This is a genomic window from Kocuria massiliensis, assembly GCF_900169715.1.
Classification (GTDB): Bacteria; Actinomycetota; Actinomycetes; order Actinomycetales; family Micrococcaceae; genus Rothia; species Rothia massiliensis.
In genome coordinates, this window is sequence record NZ_LT835161.1 from 644,639 (window position 1) to 659,869 (window position 15,231).

Below are 15,231 nucleotides of genomic sequence, written 5' to 3' on the forward strand. Positions count from 1 at the left end.
CATGTAATTCATGGCAAAGCAGTTGGAATTTAACGATGCTGCCCGCAAGGCCCTCATGGCCGGCGTGGACAAGCTCGCCAACACGGTCAAGGTCACGTTGGGCCCGCGCGGTCGCAACGTGGTCCTCGACAAGCAGTGGGGCGCTCCCACTATCACCAACGACGGCGTGACCATCGCTCGCGAAGTTGAGCTCGACGATCCGTACGAGAACCTCGGCGCGCAGTTGGCCAAGGAAGTCGCCACCAAGACCAACGATGTCGCCGGCGACGGTACGACGACGGCCACGGTTTTGGCTCAGGCTTTCGTCAATGAAGGTCTGCGTAACGTGGCTGCCGGTGCCGCACCGAGCGAAATCCGCGTGGGCATCGAGGCTGCCGTCAAGGCGGTCTCGGAACGCCTGCGTGAGAATGCACGCGAGGTTGAGGGCGCAGAGGTCGCGCACGTTGCGGCGATCTCCGCTCAGTCCCCGCAGATCGGCGAGCTTCTGGCTCAGGCCTTTGAGAAGGTTGGCAAGGACGGCGTGATCACGATCGAGGACGGTTCCTCGACCGAAATTGAGCTGTCCGTCACCGAAGGTATGCAATTCGACAAGGGGTACTTGTCCCCGTCCTTCGTGACCGATGCCGAGCGTCAGGAAGCGGTCCTCGAGGACTCCGCGATCTTGCTCTACCAGGGCAAGATTTCGGCCATCGCCGACCTCATGCCGCTGTTGGAGAAGGTCGTTCAGGCCAAAAAGCCGCTCACGATCATCGCCGAGGATGTTGAGGGTGAGGCCCTGTCCACCCTCGTCGTCAACAAGTTGCGCGGCAATCTCAACGTCGTGGCTCTCAAGGCTCCCGGTTTCGGTGATCGTCGCAAGGCGATCATGCAGGACCTGGCGATCCTGACTGGCGGTGAGGTCATCACCAGCGAGCTTGGTATTTCGCTCGATTCGGTGACCCTGGAGCAGCTGGGCTCGGCCCGTCGTGTCACGGTGACCAAGGACAACACCACCGTCGTCGACGGCGCAGGTTCCTCCGAGGCCGTTGCCGACCGTGTTGCTCAGCTCCGTTCCGAGATTGAGCGTGTGGATTCCGAATGGGACCGCGAAAAGCTCAAGGAACGCTTGGCCAAGCTGGCCGGCGGTGTGTCTGTGATCAAGGTTGGCGCGGCCACCGAGGTCGAAGCCAAGGAACGCAAGCACCGCATCGAAGACGCCGTCTCCTCCACGCGCGCCGCGCTGGAAGAGGGCATCGTCTCCGGTGGTGGGTCGGCACTCGTCCATGCAGGCAAGGCGCTGGAAGGCGATCTTGGCCTCAAAACCGAGGACGCCCGCACCGCCGTCGACATCGTGCGCCGCTCTCTGGTTCAGCCGTTGCGTTGGATCGCCGAGAACGCAGGGCAGGACGGCTACGTCGTCGCCTCCCGCGTACAGGATCTCGAACCGGGTCATGGCTTTAACGCCGTCACCGGTGAATACGAGAACCTGATCAAGGCCGGCGTCATTGATCCCGTCAAGGTCACCCGTTCGGCCCTCGAAAACGCGGCCTCCATCGCCGCCATGGTGCTGACCACGGAGACCCTCGTGGTCGACAAGCCCGCAGAGGACGACGAGTAACCGTCGACTTTTCGGCATCGGAACGTCCCCGTCACCGCGAGGTGGCGGGGACGTTTTCTTGCGATGCAACGAGTCGTGCGGGGGCTGTGGGTCCTCAGTTGAGCGGTTGTATCGATTACTCTGGAGGAACGTCCAGGACTAGGTGACGGGAACACGTCCGACGGGTTCGGCAATCCCAAAATATATTGCTTATGAAAGTTATTATGGTCACCTCCTGGTCGTGTGGAACGTGCGCCCTATCGACCGGCGTGGCCCGACATGGCACCGTTATGGGACGGTTTGACTGGTGTCCGCGATGAATCGTGGGGTGGTTAGGGAGTAGGCGATCCGCACGTTGGGCTCGCCCAAAAGTTCAGAAATTCACCGCAAGGCGAATAACATATAGCGGAGTTCTTGGCCCGGGCGGAATGCCTACGGCCGTTTCACCGAAGGTGACGCATCAACTCATCCGTGAGGTCGGTGCGTTGACCTTACCAACGTTGCAAGCTCCTCGAGGCGTATTGCCCGGGGAACAAACAGGAAGTTGCATGACACTATCTCAAGGTGATGGGGCGCCAGTAGGTTCGTCGAAAGACTCCGCGCCGCCCGAGGTTCAGCCTCGGCGCAAACGAGCATTCCGCCCAGAAATTCAGGGGTTGCGTGCCTTCGCAGTCCTCCTGGTGGCGATCTACCACATCTGGTTCGGCCGGGTATCCGGCGGTGTGGACGTCTTTCTGATGATTTCCGCGTTCCTCATGACGCTGTCCTTCACGGGCAAGATCGAGCGGGGAATCAGCATCAACTGGAAACAGTTGAGCACGTACTGGGTGCACGTCTTTAAGCGCATCATGCCTTTGGTGGCCATCATCGTCGCGGCCTGCCTCGTGGCCACGAGATTCCTGCTGTCGCCAGGGCAGTGGTCGTCGATCATGCACGAGGCGTTCTCGGTCATCTTCTACTACGAGAACTGGTTCTCGATTTTCAACGCGGTGGACTACTACGCCGCCGACTCCGGGGCGGCCTCTCCTTTCCGCCACTTCTGGTCGCTGTCTATTCAAGGCCAGATCTTCCTCATGTGGCCGCTGCTCTTCGCGCTGGGGAGTTTCCTAGTCGTCAAGTTCCGCTCCAAAGCCCGAGTGACGTTGGCCGTGATCTTCGGGCTGGTGTTCCTGGGCTCCTTCGCCTTCTCGGTCTACTACACCGAGACCAACCAGACCGCCGCGTACTTCAATACCTTTGGCCGGCTCTGGGAATTTGCGTTGGGTTCCTTGATCGCCATTGTTCTGCCCTGGATCAAGGTTCCGAAGGTCGTTGGCGCCATCCTCACCTGGATCGGACTTCTCGCGATCTTGCTGTGTGGAGCCCTTCTGGACGTTCAGGGGCAGTTCCCCGGGTACATTGCCTTGTGGCCCACCCTCGCTGCGGCGTTCATCATCATCTGCGGTGAATCGACCACTCGCTGGGGTGCCGATCGCATCCTTAAGTGGAAGCCCCTGGTGTGGTTGGGGTCGAATTCCTATGGTCTCTACCTGGTGCACTGGCCGCTCCTCGTCTTCTTCCTGTCTGAGACCGATCAGGACAAGGCTGGTTTGTTCTCTGGTTTCGCGATTTTGGCCGTGTCGATTCTTCTCGCGTTCCTCTTGACCCGCTTCGTGGATACTCCGGTCCGACAGTGGAAGTGGGCCGAAGCCAAGAGGTGGCGGGCATTGGTCGTCGTCGCTGCCTGCGTCATGTTGGGCGCGGGAACGGTGATCGCGTGGCAGGGTCGCATCGCCTACGTGACTCAGAAGATTGAAGCTAACGCGGATAAGAACAACCCGGGCGCCGAAATCCTCGATCCGGAGTACACCTACAAGGGCGACAAAGACCCCGGTCTTCTCCCCACCGCCATTAAGCGCAGCGAAGACTGGGCCCAGTCCAATGGCATGGGTGAGGAATGCTCCGAAGAGGACGACTTCGACAGAGATCTTTACGGTATGGACGGGGACGCCTGTTACCACGTGGTGAAGAACGACCATCCTTCTAAGCGCGTGGTCGCCGTCGGAAATAGCCATACCGAACAGTGGATGACGGCGATGGAGACCCAAGCTGAGGAACGCAACTGGGATTTGGTGTTCCTCCGCGAACCAGGGTGCTTCTTCAGCTCGGTCGAAGACAACCGGGACGTGCCCTATTGCCAGACCTGGATTCCCAAGGCCGAGTCGGCGATCGAGGATTGGCATCCGGACAGTCTGATCATGCAGTCCACGTTCACGGCCTACGACGGCTCTGGCGAATCGATTCGCGCCGGTACCGAGGACCAAATCCGCAAGTGGACGGGTCAAGGCATTGGCGTCATCGGCATCCGGGACAACGCACGATTCGCGGAGTCGCAAGCGGACTGTGAACGCGAGAAGAGTTTCGACGAATGCACGTTCCCGCATGTCACCGGAAATACCCCCGACCCGACGCGCGCCTGGGAAGATCAAATCCCCGGTTACGGCGCGATCGACATGGACGACCTCATCTGCCCGAACGGAATGTGTCCGCCGGCGATTGGGAATATATACACCTATATCGACAGCGGCCACCTCACCGCCACGTACATCCGGTCGATGAAAAAATTCATGGACCAACGGCTCGACGACGCGGTGAAGATCTCCGACGACGGCCTAGCCAAAAATAAGTAGCCGTCGATTAACATCCCGCGGTCAGTGAGAGGTCTCTCACCGACCGCGGGATGTGTCATTTACCGAGTTGCCATTCGTCCTATGATGGAGGGCAAAGCTCGAGACAATCCTTCGGTGCCGATGCCGAGATGCGAGACGCGAAAGGTTCACCACCCTTGAATCAGCCCACCGCCCTTTCCGATGATCCCTTCGGCCTGACGGGCCTGACGTACGACGACGTTCTCCTCCTTCCGGGAAATACCAACGTCAATCCCTCCGAAGCGGATACCACCACGCGTCTTTCCAAGCGCATCAACCTCAGGACGCCCATCGTCTCGGCAGCCATGGATACCGTGACGGATTCTCGGATGGCCATCGCGATGGCACGACTGGGTGGCTTGGGCGTCATCCATCGCAATCTGTCGATTCAGGATCAGGCCGAGCACGTGGATCGCGTCAAGCGGAGCGAATCGGGCATGATCACCAACCCGGTCACCATTTCGCCCGAGGCCACGCTTCGCGAACTGGACGATCTCTGCGGTCGGTACAAGGTGTCGGGTCTGCCGGTGGTGGATGAAAAGGGCAAGCTCCTGGGCATCATCACCAACCGCGACACCCGCTACCTTCCCGAGCAAGAATTTGACGAGCGCTTGGTCCGCGACGTCATGACCAAGATGCCGTTAGTCACGGGGCACGAGGGAATGACCAAAGATGAAGCCTTTGGTCTGCTCGCCGCCAACAAGATCGAAAAACTTCCGCTGGTCGACGACGACGGCTTGCTGACCGGCCTGATTACGGTCAAGGACTTCACAAAGACCGAGCAGTATCCGGATGCCACGAAGGACGAGGAAGACCGCCTACGCGTCGGCGCGGCCGTCGGTTTCTTTGGTGACGGGTACGAGCGCGCCATGGCCCTCATCGAGGCCGGCGTGGACGCGCTGTTCATCGACACCGCTAACGGACATTCCCAAGGCGTGCTGGATATGATCGCTCGCTTGAAGAAAGACTCGGCGGCCGATCACGTGGACATCATCGGGGGACAGGCCGCAACACGTGAAGGCGCTCAGGCGATCGTCGATGCCGGAGCCGACGCCGTGAAGGTCGGTGTGGGACCCGGGTCGATCTGCACGACGCGCATCATCGCCGGTGTGGGAGTTCCTCAGATCACCGCGATCAACGAGTCTGCCAAAGCGACGATTCCGGCCGGCGTCCCGCTGATTGCCGATGGCGGTTTGCAGCACTCGGGCGAGATCGGCAAGGCCATGGTGGCCGGCGCCGACTCCGTGATGCTGGGATCCATGCTGGCTGGTTGCGACGAGTCGCCGGGCGACTTGATTTTCGTCGACGGCAAGCAGTTCAAGGCCTACCGTGGCATGGGTTCATTGGGTGCCATGCAGACCCGCGGTAAGAAGGCGTCGTTCTCGAAAGACCGTTATTTCCAAGCCGACGTCAAAGGCGAAGATAAGCTGATCCCTGAGGGCATCGAAGGCCAGGTCGCGTACCGTGGGCCTCTCTCGGCGGTCTTGCATCAGCTCGAGGGTGGCCTCCGCCAAACCATGTTCTACGCTGGTGCCATGACCATTGATGAGCTCAAGCACAAGGGTAAGTTCGTGCGTATCACCCCGGCTGGCCTCAAAGAGTCGCATCCTCACGACATCATGATGACCGTTGAGGCGCCCAACTACCGTCGATAGACCCGTCGCGTCGGGCCCATGACGCGCAGAAGGAAAACCGTGTCCTACGACATTCAAATCGGACGCTCGAAAAGCGCCCGCCGGTCCTATTCACTGGACGATATCGCCCTGGTCCCTGCGCGCAGAACGCGGGATCCACGGGACGTATCCACCCAATGGCAAATCGACGCGTTCACCTTCGATACCCCGATTCTTGCCGCCCCCATGGATTCCGTGATGTCGCCTGAGACGGCCATTGCGATCGGCAAGCTCGGCGGTCTTGGCGTGCTGAATCTCGAAGGCCTATGGACGCGGTATGAGGATCCGGAACCCTACTTCGAAGAAATTTCTCTCTTGCCGCGCGATGACATGTCGTACGTGACGCGGCGAATGCAGGAGATTTACGCTGAGCCAATCAAGGCGGAGCTGATCACCGAGAGGCTCGCCCAGATCCGTGAAGCGGGCGTCGTCGTGGCTGGGGCGTTGACCCCGCAACGAACGCAGGAGTTCTACAAAACGGTGGTGAACGCGGGCACTGACTTGTTCGTCATTCGTGGGTCGACCGTTTCCGCCGAGCACGTTTCTCAGAACCAGGAACCTCTGGACCTCAAGAAGTTCATTTACGAACTCGATGTCCCGGTGATCGTCGGTGGCGCCGCCGGATACACCCCAGCCTTGCACTTGATGCGTACGGGCGCCGCGGGCGTGCTCGTCGGATTCGGTGGCGGCGCTACCACCACGACCCGGCGTGCCCTGGGCATTCACGCGGCCATGGCTTCGGCAATTTCAGATGTGGCTGCGGCACGCGGCGACTACCTGGATGAGTCCGGCGGACGCTATGTTCATGTGATCGCTGACGGCGGCCTTGGCGTCTCCGGCGATATGGTCAAGGCGATGGCCATGGGTGCAGACGCCGTGATGGTGGGTGCTCCATTGGCCCGGGCCACCGAAGCTCCCGGGCGCGGATACCACTGGGGCCCGGAGGCACACCACCATGAATTCCCGCGGGGGACTCGGACCCCGATGAGCCAAGTGGGCTCCCTCGAGGAAGTCATGTACGGTCCGTCGCATCACGTGGATGGCACCTCCAACCTCATGGGTGCGTTGCGGCGCGCCATGGCCACGACGGGATATTCGAACCTCAAGGAATTCCAACGTTCCGAAGTTCTCCTGACGGGCCGGCCCCAATACTGATAGCCCTGTGCGGCGATCTGTCCGTGCAAGATCGCGGCACTTTCCCGACTTGGGGACGCCTCAAGCTCAACCGATAGACTGGACGACGTGCTCAAATTAGCCTTCACGCCTCGATGGTTAGGGGCGCTGGTGTTGGCCCTCGCCTTGGCCACAGGATTCATGCTCCTGAGCCAGTGGCAACTCGGATCGGCCGATTCGCACCAGATCGATGCCAACCCGGCCAAAGAGACCGCGCGCCCGCTGGAAGAGGTTGCCCAGCCTTTGACGCCCGTGTTGGCCAGCCAGGCGGACTCGATGGTCATCGTGAAGGGGCACTATGTCGAGAAATCGAGTCGGCTCGTCGAAAACCGCGTCAATGATGGGACCAAGGGGTACTGGGTCGTCAGCCAGCTTCAGACGGACGATACCGCGACCCAAGGACACGAAAAGTACTCCGTCGCCGTGGCACGTGGATTTACCACGAACCCCGATCCCCATGCCATCACTCAGGAGCCCCAAGGGCCGGTGACGGTGACCGGCCGCCTGGTGGCGAACGAAGGCCCCGTGACGAGCAAGAAAGCAGGATCCACCGAAGTCTTGGGCTCCGCCGCCACGGCGCAACTCACCAACGTGTGGAATACCCCGTTGTATGCCGGAACCGTCACCGCGACGTCGGAGACTACCGGAAATGAATCGGTTCCCCTGACCGACGACGGAAAAGTGCGCAACGACGCTACGCTGGCTTCTCCACATGACGGCCTCGAGAAGATCCACACTGAGCAAGTCGTAGACCATTCGGTGAACTGGCTGAATATTTTCTACGCCATCGAGTGGGTCGTCTTCGCAGTATTCGCGATCTTCCTCTGGTGGCGGCTGCTCTCCGACGACCACGAACGTCGGACGCATCCAGAGAAGTACTACGAGTTCGCTCCCTCCCACCACGAGAATCTCTTTTTCGAAGAGGAGACGGGGCGCCACTACTATTACGATTCCGAGCACGACCGGTATTACTACTACGACGAACCGGACGCCACGGATTCTTCCACCACGGCCGCATCTGGTCATTCCCAGGTGAATGCGGCTCACAACCAGCAACGAGGTAATCACGGTGACCGATAACCCCACACCTGAGAATCGACCGAGGCCCGTAGAACGTACCGACGGTAAGCGAGTGCCGCTACCCGAGGAAGCTACGCCTGGCAAAGCCGGACCGGTCCGAGTCACGCGACGCAAATTCGGCGGTACACAGGCTCAAATCCGGGGTGCCCTGTCGATTTATAAGTACTGCGCCTGGATTTCCGGCACATTCTTGCTCTTGCTCGTCGTCGAGATGATTACTCGTTACGTGTTCGGCTACGACCTGATGGCTGGCGCCACCAACGCAGCGACCGGCGAGAACGTCGCCTTAGGCTGGCTCAACCGGAATACTGGGAACCTCACGGGCGGACTCAACATTTCTACCGGCGTACTGATTGTCCACGGCTGGTTCTACGTGATCTACCTGCTCGCGTGCTTCCGGCTGTGGCTTTTGATGCGGTGGCCGTTGGCTCAGCTGATCGTGATGGCTTTGGGCGGCGTCGTGCCGTTCTTGTCTTTCATCGTTGAACGAAAGATTCACCGCGAAACCGTGGCCCAGGTGGCCGCGAATCCCAAGTCCACCAAGCGGTACTAGCCGTGTGAGGTGAGTCGGGGTGTCCTAGACTGAAGGTCGTGGAGCTCGGCGAACCCGGAGCTACGTGCACGCATCCATTCCAACCACGAAGGTAAGGCAGTGACCCTATCCGAAACCTCGGCACCAACGGAGCTGGAAGAGCGCCCCGTCCTGGTCGTTGACTACGGCGCCCAATACGCGCAGTTGATTGCGCGGCGCGTCCGTGACGCGAACGTCTATTCGGAAATCGTTCCGCACACGATGTCCGCAGAGGACATGCTCGCCAAGAACCCAGCGGCGATCGTCCTTTCCGGCGGTCCTTCGAGCGTCTACGCCGACGGCGCCCCGGCCGGACATCCCGATCTGTACAACTCTGGCGTGCCGGTATTCGGCATCTGCTACGGGTTCCAGGTCATGGCTCAGACGCTCGGCGGAACTGTGGCCAAGACAGGGCTGCGGGAGTACGGCGCCACCGATGCCACCTTGACGGGTGGGGGAGTTTCCTTCCTTGGCGGTACACCGGTGACTCAGAACGTGTGGATGAGTCACGGCGACTCGGTCACCGAGGCTCCCAGCGGTTTTGAGGTGCTGGCCAGCACGGAAGGTGCCCCTGTCGCGGCGTTCGTCAACGAGGCTCGGAAGCTTGGCGGCGTGCAGTGGCACCCCGAGGTCAAGCACTCGGACTTCGGGCAGCAGATTCTCGAAAATTTCCTCTTCAACGTGGCGGGATTGAAGCCCACGTGGACGACGGGCAACGTCATCGACGAGCAGGTCGAGAAGATTCGCCACCAGGTGGGGGACGCCAAAGTGATCTGTGCCCTGTCCGGCGGCGTCGATAGCTCGGTGGCCGCGGCACTCGTACACCGTGCCGTCGGCGACCAACTGACATGCTTTTTCATCGATCACGGGCTCCTTCGAGAAGGAGAACGCGAACAGGTGGAGCAGGACTACGCCGAGACGATGGGCATCAAGGTCGTCACGATCGACGAGTCCGACCGCTTCTTGAACGCCTTAGCCGGTGTGAGCGATCCCGAGACGAAGCGCAAGGCGATCGGCCGCGAGTTTATTCGGTCCTTCGAGGCGGCGCAGCGAAAGCTCGTGGCCGAGGCCGGCGGCTCGGGCGAAGACATCAAGTTCTTGGTCCAGGGGACCCTCTATCCCGACGTCGTGGAGTCCGGCGGTGGCGAGGGCGCGGCCAACATCAAGTCGCACCACAACGTGGGCGGCCTACCCGATGACCTGGCTTTCGATCTCGTCGAACCATTGCGCACGCTGTTTAAGGACGAAGTCCGCGCGATTGGTCGGGAATTGGGCGTTCCCGAAAAGATCGTGGCCCGGCAGCCTTTCCCCGGGCCCGGCCTGGGGATTCGTGTCATCGGCGAAGTGACGCGAGAGAACCTCACGGTCTTGCGTGCGGCCGACGCCATCGCACGGGCCGAGCTGACCCGGGCGGGACTGGATGAAGAAGTCTGGCAGATGCCCGTTGTCCTGTTGTCGCAAGTCCGTTCCGTCGGTGTTCAGGGCGATGGTCGTACCTATGGTCACCCGATCGTGTTGCGGCCGGTGTCTTCGGAAGATGCCATGACCGCCGACTGGTCTCGCCTCCCGTACGACCTGCTGGCTCGGATCTCGAATCGCATTACCAACGAGGTGGAAGAGGTTAATCGCGTGGTGCTTGACGTGACCTCTAAGCCTCCGGGAACCATCGAGTGGGAGTAACAGTCTGGGCCACGCCCGCCGGCTGAATCCCACGGTCTTCCACGGCCCGCTTCGCCCCGTGCGCGGCGGGCCGTGGTGCTTTAAAGGGGATGGAATTCTCTTCGAGTGCGACATCGGAGGAGCGGACCTCATACTATAGATGTGGTGCGCCGGTTTCGGCCGCCCATCGATGTGCGAACACCGTCCGACCACACGGAAGCAGAGGCAACGTGACGAAGCCAGATCCCGCCGAGCAGCACGAGAATGACCCGTCGAAGGACTCGGCGTCGAATTCCTCGCGAACGTCGGTTCCCTGGGCTACCCCACAGCGCGTTGAGACGACGTCGGACGAGACCCTCAACCGTGATGCCTCGCAGAGCGAGGTCAGCGACGACGAGGCCCCGGCGGGCGAGCGCAACGTGCACATCGCCCGGGTCGGAACCGCCGGTGCGGAAGCCGCGGATCCGGGATCTCTCGATTCGATGACGACGTGGGCCACGACGCCGGGCGATGATGCCCCGACCGCCGACTCGCCGCAGTCGGACCATGAAGCGGCCTCGAGGGCAGACGAACGACCCATTGCGGAATCCCGCGTGCGCCCCGAGAAATCTCCCGCAGAGTCACAACCGTCGGTCACAGAGAGGGAGGACTCCGACCCTCAACCCGCCACGGAGAACCCAACGACGGTGGAATCCAACGCCGAGCATGAACTCTTGCTGGAACGGTGGCTACACCAGGTGGACGTGTACACCGGTCCGGACGCGTTGCTGGACTTCAACCTGGTCGACAACGTTCACATTGACCTGACCGATTCCAACCCGTCCGGCTATGCGCAGTTGCTGGCTGGTCGCAAGACTCGTCTGTCCACGATCCTTCGCGATCGTGCGACCTTCACCAACGGTGTCCGCGCCGCGCGGGCCATCCGAGCCAAGATTTTTGAATTGGACGCGGATCACGGTCTCGACGCCGGCTACCTCGCGGCGGGCACGGCGTCGTGGTTTGCTTCACGCAACCCCTCGGGGACTCCCGATGGCGCCCGGGGTGAACGCCGCCATATTGCTCCGGTTCTCCTCGCGCCGATCGTCATCAACCCTCACCCTGACGGCGACGACTTCGAGCTGAGGATCAATGGGCCCGCGAGGCTCAATCCGGCAATGGTCCGCCAGTTGCGCCGCGATTTCGGAATCGACCTTTATGCCGAGGGAGTGCATCGTAAAGCGACGTCGGGATCACGCCTCACGCCCGACGCGGTCCTCGAAGCTTTGCGGGCCGTCTGCATGGACGTGCCCGGGATGCACATTGAGGCGCGAACCGTGATTTCCACGTTCGCGGATCTGTCCGACACGGTTGGGTCATTGCCGACTAGCGCGGAATCCGGACTCCTGAGGGACGTTTCTCACCTGAATCGCGCTCAGATCAACAAACCGCGCACTCGGCGAGAATTCGCGACGACGCCGGTGCCGCCCGATGAGGTTAACCCCGCCGACGAGGTCTTGGTGTACGACGCCGACGAGCGCGTGTCCGAGATTGTTCAGCGGGCCCGGGCGGGGGAGTCGATGACCGTGACGGCTCCCGCGGGCACGCAACACCTTCGTGCGGCCTTGAACGTGGTGGCCGGGCTCTTGGCCGAAGGCAAATCCGTCATGGTTTTGGCGGAACGCCGGGAGACCTTGGCGAACGTTCGCCGTCGTCTTGCCGAGCTCGGCCTCGACGACCTCACGTTGGAGATCGGTGAAGAGCATTCGCCGGAGGGCCTCACCAGGGACTTCATCGAATCGATTGTTCGTTATGAAAAGGCCGTGGAGCCGAGGCTCTCGGGACTGCACGAAGACCTCGTAGAGAGCCGCCGCAAGCTCGTCCAGCACGTCGAGTCGCTACGGTGGCGCGACGAGCGCTGGGGCGTTTCGCCTTTGCAGGCGATGCAGACCCTCGCGGAACTCACCTCGCGTGAAAATGCGCCGTCCACCCGGGTCCGATTCAAGCGCGCCGTCATGGACGCCACAGTGGACCGCGAAGAGACCGTGGCACAGCTGGAACGAGCAGCCGAACTGCGAGCCTTCAACCCCACAACACGAACCGCACCATGGTACGGAGCGCGGCTCGTCAACACGGAGGAAACCAAGCAGGCGCGTGCCCTCGTGCGGGAGATCCTCGAGCAGACCAGGTCCTTGCGGTCCGAGATCGGCACCAGCTTCGAGTCGATCGGTCTTTCCCCGGAGAATACGTTGGCCGGGTGGAAGAGACAGCTGAACCTGCTTGATGGAATCCGAGGCTCGTTGAAGAGGTTTAATCGGGATATCTTCCTGCGCCCCGTCACCGACTTGATCGCCGCCACCGCCTCGGCGACGTGGCGTCGTGAGCGCGGTATCGAGATGTCGGCGCTCCAGCGCTCGCGATTGCGCCGGGCGGCCAAGGAATACATCGTTCCTCAAGTTCACATCGACGATCTGCACCAGGCCCTCATCACCGTTCAGGAGCAGCGGGAGCAGTGGCAGGAGTGGGCTCTCGAAGGACGAACCGTCCAGTTGCCGGGGCAGCTGGAAGAGATGCTCACTGCCTATGGTCGGTTGTCTGACGACATCAGTGACCTGGCGATCGTGATGGAAGAAAGCCCGTCCCGCAAGGACTACTTCGCCCTCTCCATCTCGGAGCTCTTGGAGACCTTCGAGGCGATGGCCAATGATCGCTTTGTGCTGGATACCTTGCCCGAGCGCGATCGCTTGATGCACATTCTTCGGGGCAAGGGCCTCGAAGAGCTGCTGGCAGATCTCGAGGAGCGTCATGTTCCAGGCCCCCAGGTGGGAGCCGAATTGGATCTTGCCTGGTGGCAATCGGCCTTTGAAATCATGTTGGACCGTCCCGAGGTCAACCTCGTCAGCGGGAAGTCGCTGGCCCAGTGGGAGTCCACGTTCCGGCGTTCCGACGCCGCTCACATTGCTTCCGGCCCGTCCCGGGTGCGCTACAGCGCTGCTCGCGGGTGGAATCGCCGGGTCCAGCTGAAACCGGTCCAGGCGCGTGAACTCCGTCAGATTCTCAAGGGAGCCCCCATCGGGTTGGCGGGATACTTCGACCGTGCCCCAGACGTCGTCGCTGGCCTGCGTCCGCTGTGGCTTTCGAGTCCCTTCGGTGTCGGAAGGGCTCTGCCGTCTTCTGCCCGGGCCGACGCGGTCGTCGTCCTGGATGCGGAGTCCACTCCTTTCGGGACTTGCCTCGCCGCGTTGGCCCGCACTGACCAGGTCGTCGCCTTTGGTGACGAGCACGCTGGTTACCCGCAGCCCTTCATCGTTTCGCCGACGACGGGCGGGGACCAACACGCCTCCACCGATTCCGTCGAGTCTGTCCTGGACGTCTTATCTCAGGTGGTCCCAGGAACCTCTCTTCGTCGAATCCACGAGGCACGCGACCAAACCCTGGTTTCCTATCTGAATCGGGCCTTCTACGCCGGCGAGCTGGAGACCATGCCATACGGCGAGGAGGCGGTCTCGCCGCAGCGGTCCATCGTCGTGGACTATCTTCGGGATCCTCAGCCAGACGACCACGTGGGCGCTCCGATCATTGAGTCTCCCAAGGCTGAAGTCAGGGCCGTCGTGGAGATGGTCTTTGACCATGCGGCTCGCAATCCTCGACAGTCGCTGGCGGTCCTTACGGTGAGCACCCGACACGCGGCCCGCATTGCCGAAGGTGTCCGGTTGGGTCTGGAGAGCCACCCAGAACTTCGGGAGTTCTTCGAGCCCGGATTGGAACCGTTCCGGATCTTGGACCTTGCCCGCGCGCAGGGTGTGACTCGCGATTGCGTGATTTTCTCCCTGGGCGTCGCTCCGGCGGCCGGCTCCCGTGCCTCGCACTTCGGCCAGTTGGCCGAGGAACGCGGTCGCCAGCGGTTCGTTAAGGCGATGACGACGGGACGCTTCCAGACCCGAGTGGTCAGCTCCTTGGATCTCGAGAGTCTCCAGGAAGCCGAACTCACGGGAGGCATGAAAGACCTTGTCGCGTTCTTGGACGAGTACGACAAGGCGCACGAGGGCTCGGATGGTGAGGAGGCCGTCTCCTCCATCCTGACGACGGAACATGCCGGAAGTGACTTCCTCTCCGTGCACGATGTTCAGGAAGAAGAGTACAAATCCGATTGGCTCCTCGCGGACCTGGCACACCGTTTGCGTCGTGCCGGCGCGGAAGTGGCATTGACGCCGGGACAGGAAGTCGACGGCATCGCCACAGCCGCCACCGAGTCGCTGTCAGCGGGGGCCGTGCCTAGTCCTCGGGCTCGGACGGCAGGGGACCGGGACGGACAAAGCTCGCATGGCTTGCGTCTTCCCGTGGGTATTTCGACCGATGGCACACCTCGTTACGCCGCGTCGTCGGTCCGGGAACGTTCCCGACTGCGGCCCGAGCGGCTGGAACGGACTGGCTGGAACCACGCATCACTCTGGACGGTAGATGTTTTTACCGATCCTCAATTCGTGGCCAACCGCATTCTGGGATATCTCGGGCTCGAGGCTCCTGCCGCGGAGAAGGACTCGTGACCTCCGGGGACGCTGGCTCCTCCAAGCGTTCTGCCGATTCGTCGGGATCCGATGACGGTGGCGACGGACGAGATCAAGCTCGCCGTCGCTACCGTCACAAGGGACCCCGGCGCGCGACCGGCGGAACGGACATCAGCCAGGGCGAACCCGAACGCCTGGCCGGATTCGGGATGGCGTCCTCCGGTGGATTGTCGGCTTCCCTCCCGACAAGGGACGGTGCTTCGCGAGACAAGCTGGATGATCGTGGCCGGTGGATCCTGGAGCAACGACCCCCGCACTGGGGCTGATC

At 61.7% G+C, this 15,231-nt stretch carries 9 protein-coding genes; all 9 read left to right on the forward strand.

Annotation, left to right across the window (positions count from 1 at the left end):
- Window positions 1-10: 10 nt before the first annotated feature.
- The gene (groL, locus tag B9Y51_RS07250; protein ID WP_048682637.1) at window positions 11-1,597 is read left to right on the forward strand and encodes a chaperonin GroEL; all 1,587 of its coding nucleotides are present in this window, start codon (window positions 11-13) and stop codon (window positions 1,595-1,597) included.
- Between the two features lie 527 nt (window positions 1,598-2,124).
- Window positions 2,125-4,245 carry an acyltransferase family protein gene (locus B9Y51_RS07255; RefSeq protein WP_158088268.1) on the forward strand — a complete coding sequence of 707 codons (2,121 nt, stop codon included), beginning with the start codon at window positions 2,125-2,127 and terminating at the stop codon, window positions 4,243-4,245.
- 128 nt (window positions 4,246-4,373) lie between these two features.
- On the forward strand, window positions 4,374-5,918 hold the full coding sequence (gene guaB, locus B9Y51_RS07260; RefSeq protein ID WP_048682631.1) for an IMP dehydrogenase: 1,545 nt from the start codon (window positions 4,374-4,376) through the stop codon (window positions 5,916-5,918).
- 39 nt (window positions 5,919-5,957) lie between these two features.
- Entirely contained in the window at window positions 5,958-7,091 is a 1,134-nt protein-coding gene (locus tag B9Y51_RS07265) for a GuaB3 family IMP dehydrogenase-related protein (RefSeq protein WP_085529266.1), read from the forward strand.
- A gap of 87 nt (window positions 7,092-7,178) precedes the next feature.
- Window positions 7,179-8,189 (forward strand): SURF1 family protein, encoded by a 1,011-nt coding sequence (locus B9Y51_RS07270; RefSeq protein ID WP_143468021.1) that lies wholly within the window; start codon window positions 7,179-7,181, stop codon window positions 8,187-8,189.
- The gene (locus B9Y51_RS07275; protein WP_048682622.1) at window positions 8,179-8,742 is read left to right on the forward strand and encodes a DUF3817 domain-containing protein; all 564 of its coding nucleotides are present in this window, start codon (window positions 8,179-8,181) and stop codon (window positions 8,740-8,742) included. The genes B9Y51_RS07270 and B9Y51_RS07275 overlap by 11 nt, the downstream gene beginning before the upstream one ends.
- A gap of 99 nt (window positions 8,743-8,841) precedes the next feature.
- Window positions 8,842-10,440, forward strand: coding sequence for a glutamine-hydrolyzing GMP synthase (guaA, locus tag B9Y51_RS07280; protein WP_085529268.1), 1,599 nt, complete (start codon window positions 8,842-8,844; stop codon window positions 10,438-10,440).
- Between the two features lie 209 nt (window positions 10,441-10,649).
- Window positions 10,650-14,942, forward strand: a complete 4,293-nt coding sequence (locus B9Y51_RS07285) for a hypothetical protein (RefSeq protein ID WP_085529269.1) — start codon at window positions 10,650-10,652, stop codon at window positions 14,940-14,942.
- Entirely contained in the window at window positions 14,939-15,229 is a 291-nt protein-coding gene (locus B9Y51_RS07290) for a hypothetical protein (RefSeq protein WP_085529270.1), read from the forward strand. Before B9Y51_RS07285 ends, B9Y51_RS07290 begins: the two co-directional genes overlap by 4 nt.
- Window positions 15,230-15,231: the final 2 nt, after the last annotated feature.

What these genes read in the sequence shown, in the direction of transcription:
- groL (WP_048682637.1), top strand. Translation starts at nt 11, where the DNA reads ATGGCAAAGCAGTTGGAATTTAACGATGCTGCCCGCAAGGCCCTCATG.
- guaB (WP_048682631.1), top strand. Translation starts at nt 4,374, where the DNA reads ATGCGAGACGCGAAAGGTTCACCACCCTTGAATCAGCCCACCGCCCTT.
- B9Y51_RS07255 (WP_158088268.1), top strand. Translation starts at nt 2,125, where the DNA reads ATGACACTATCTCAAGGTGATGGGGCGCCAGTAGGTTCGTCGAAAGAC.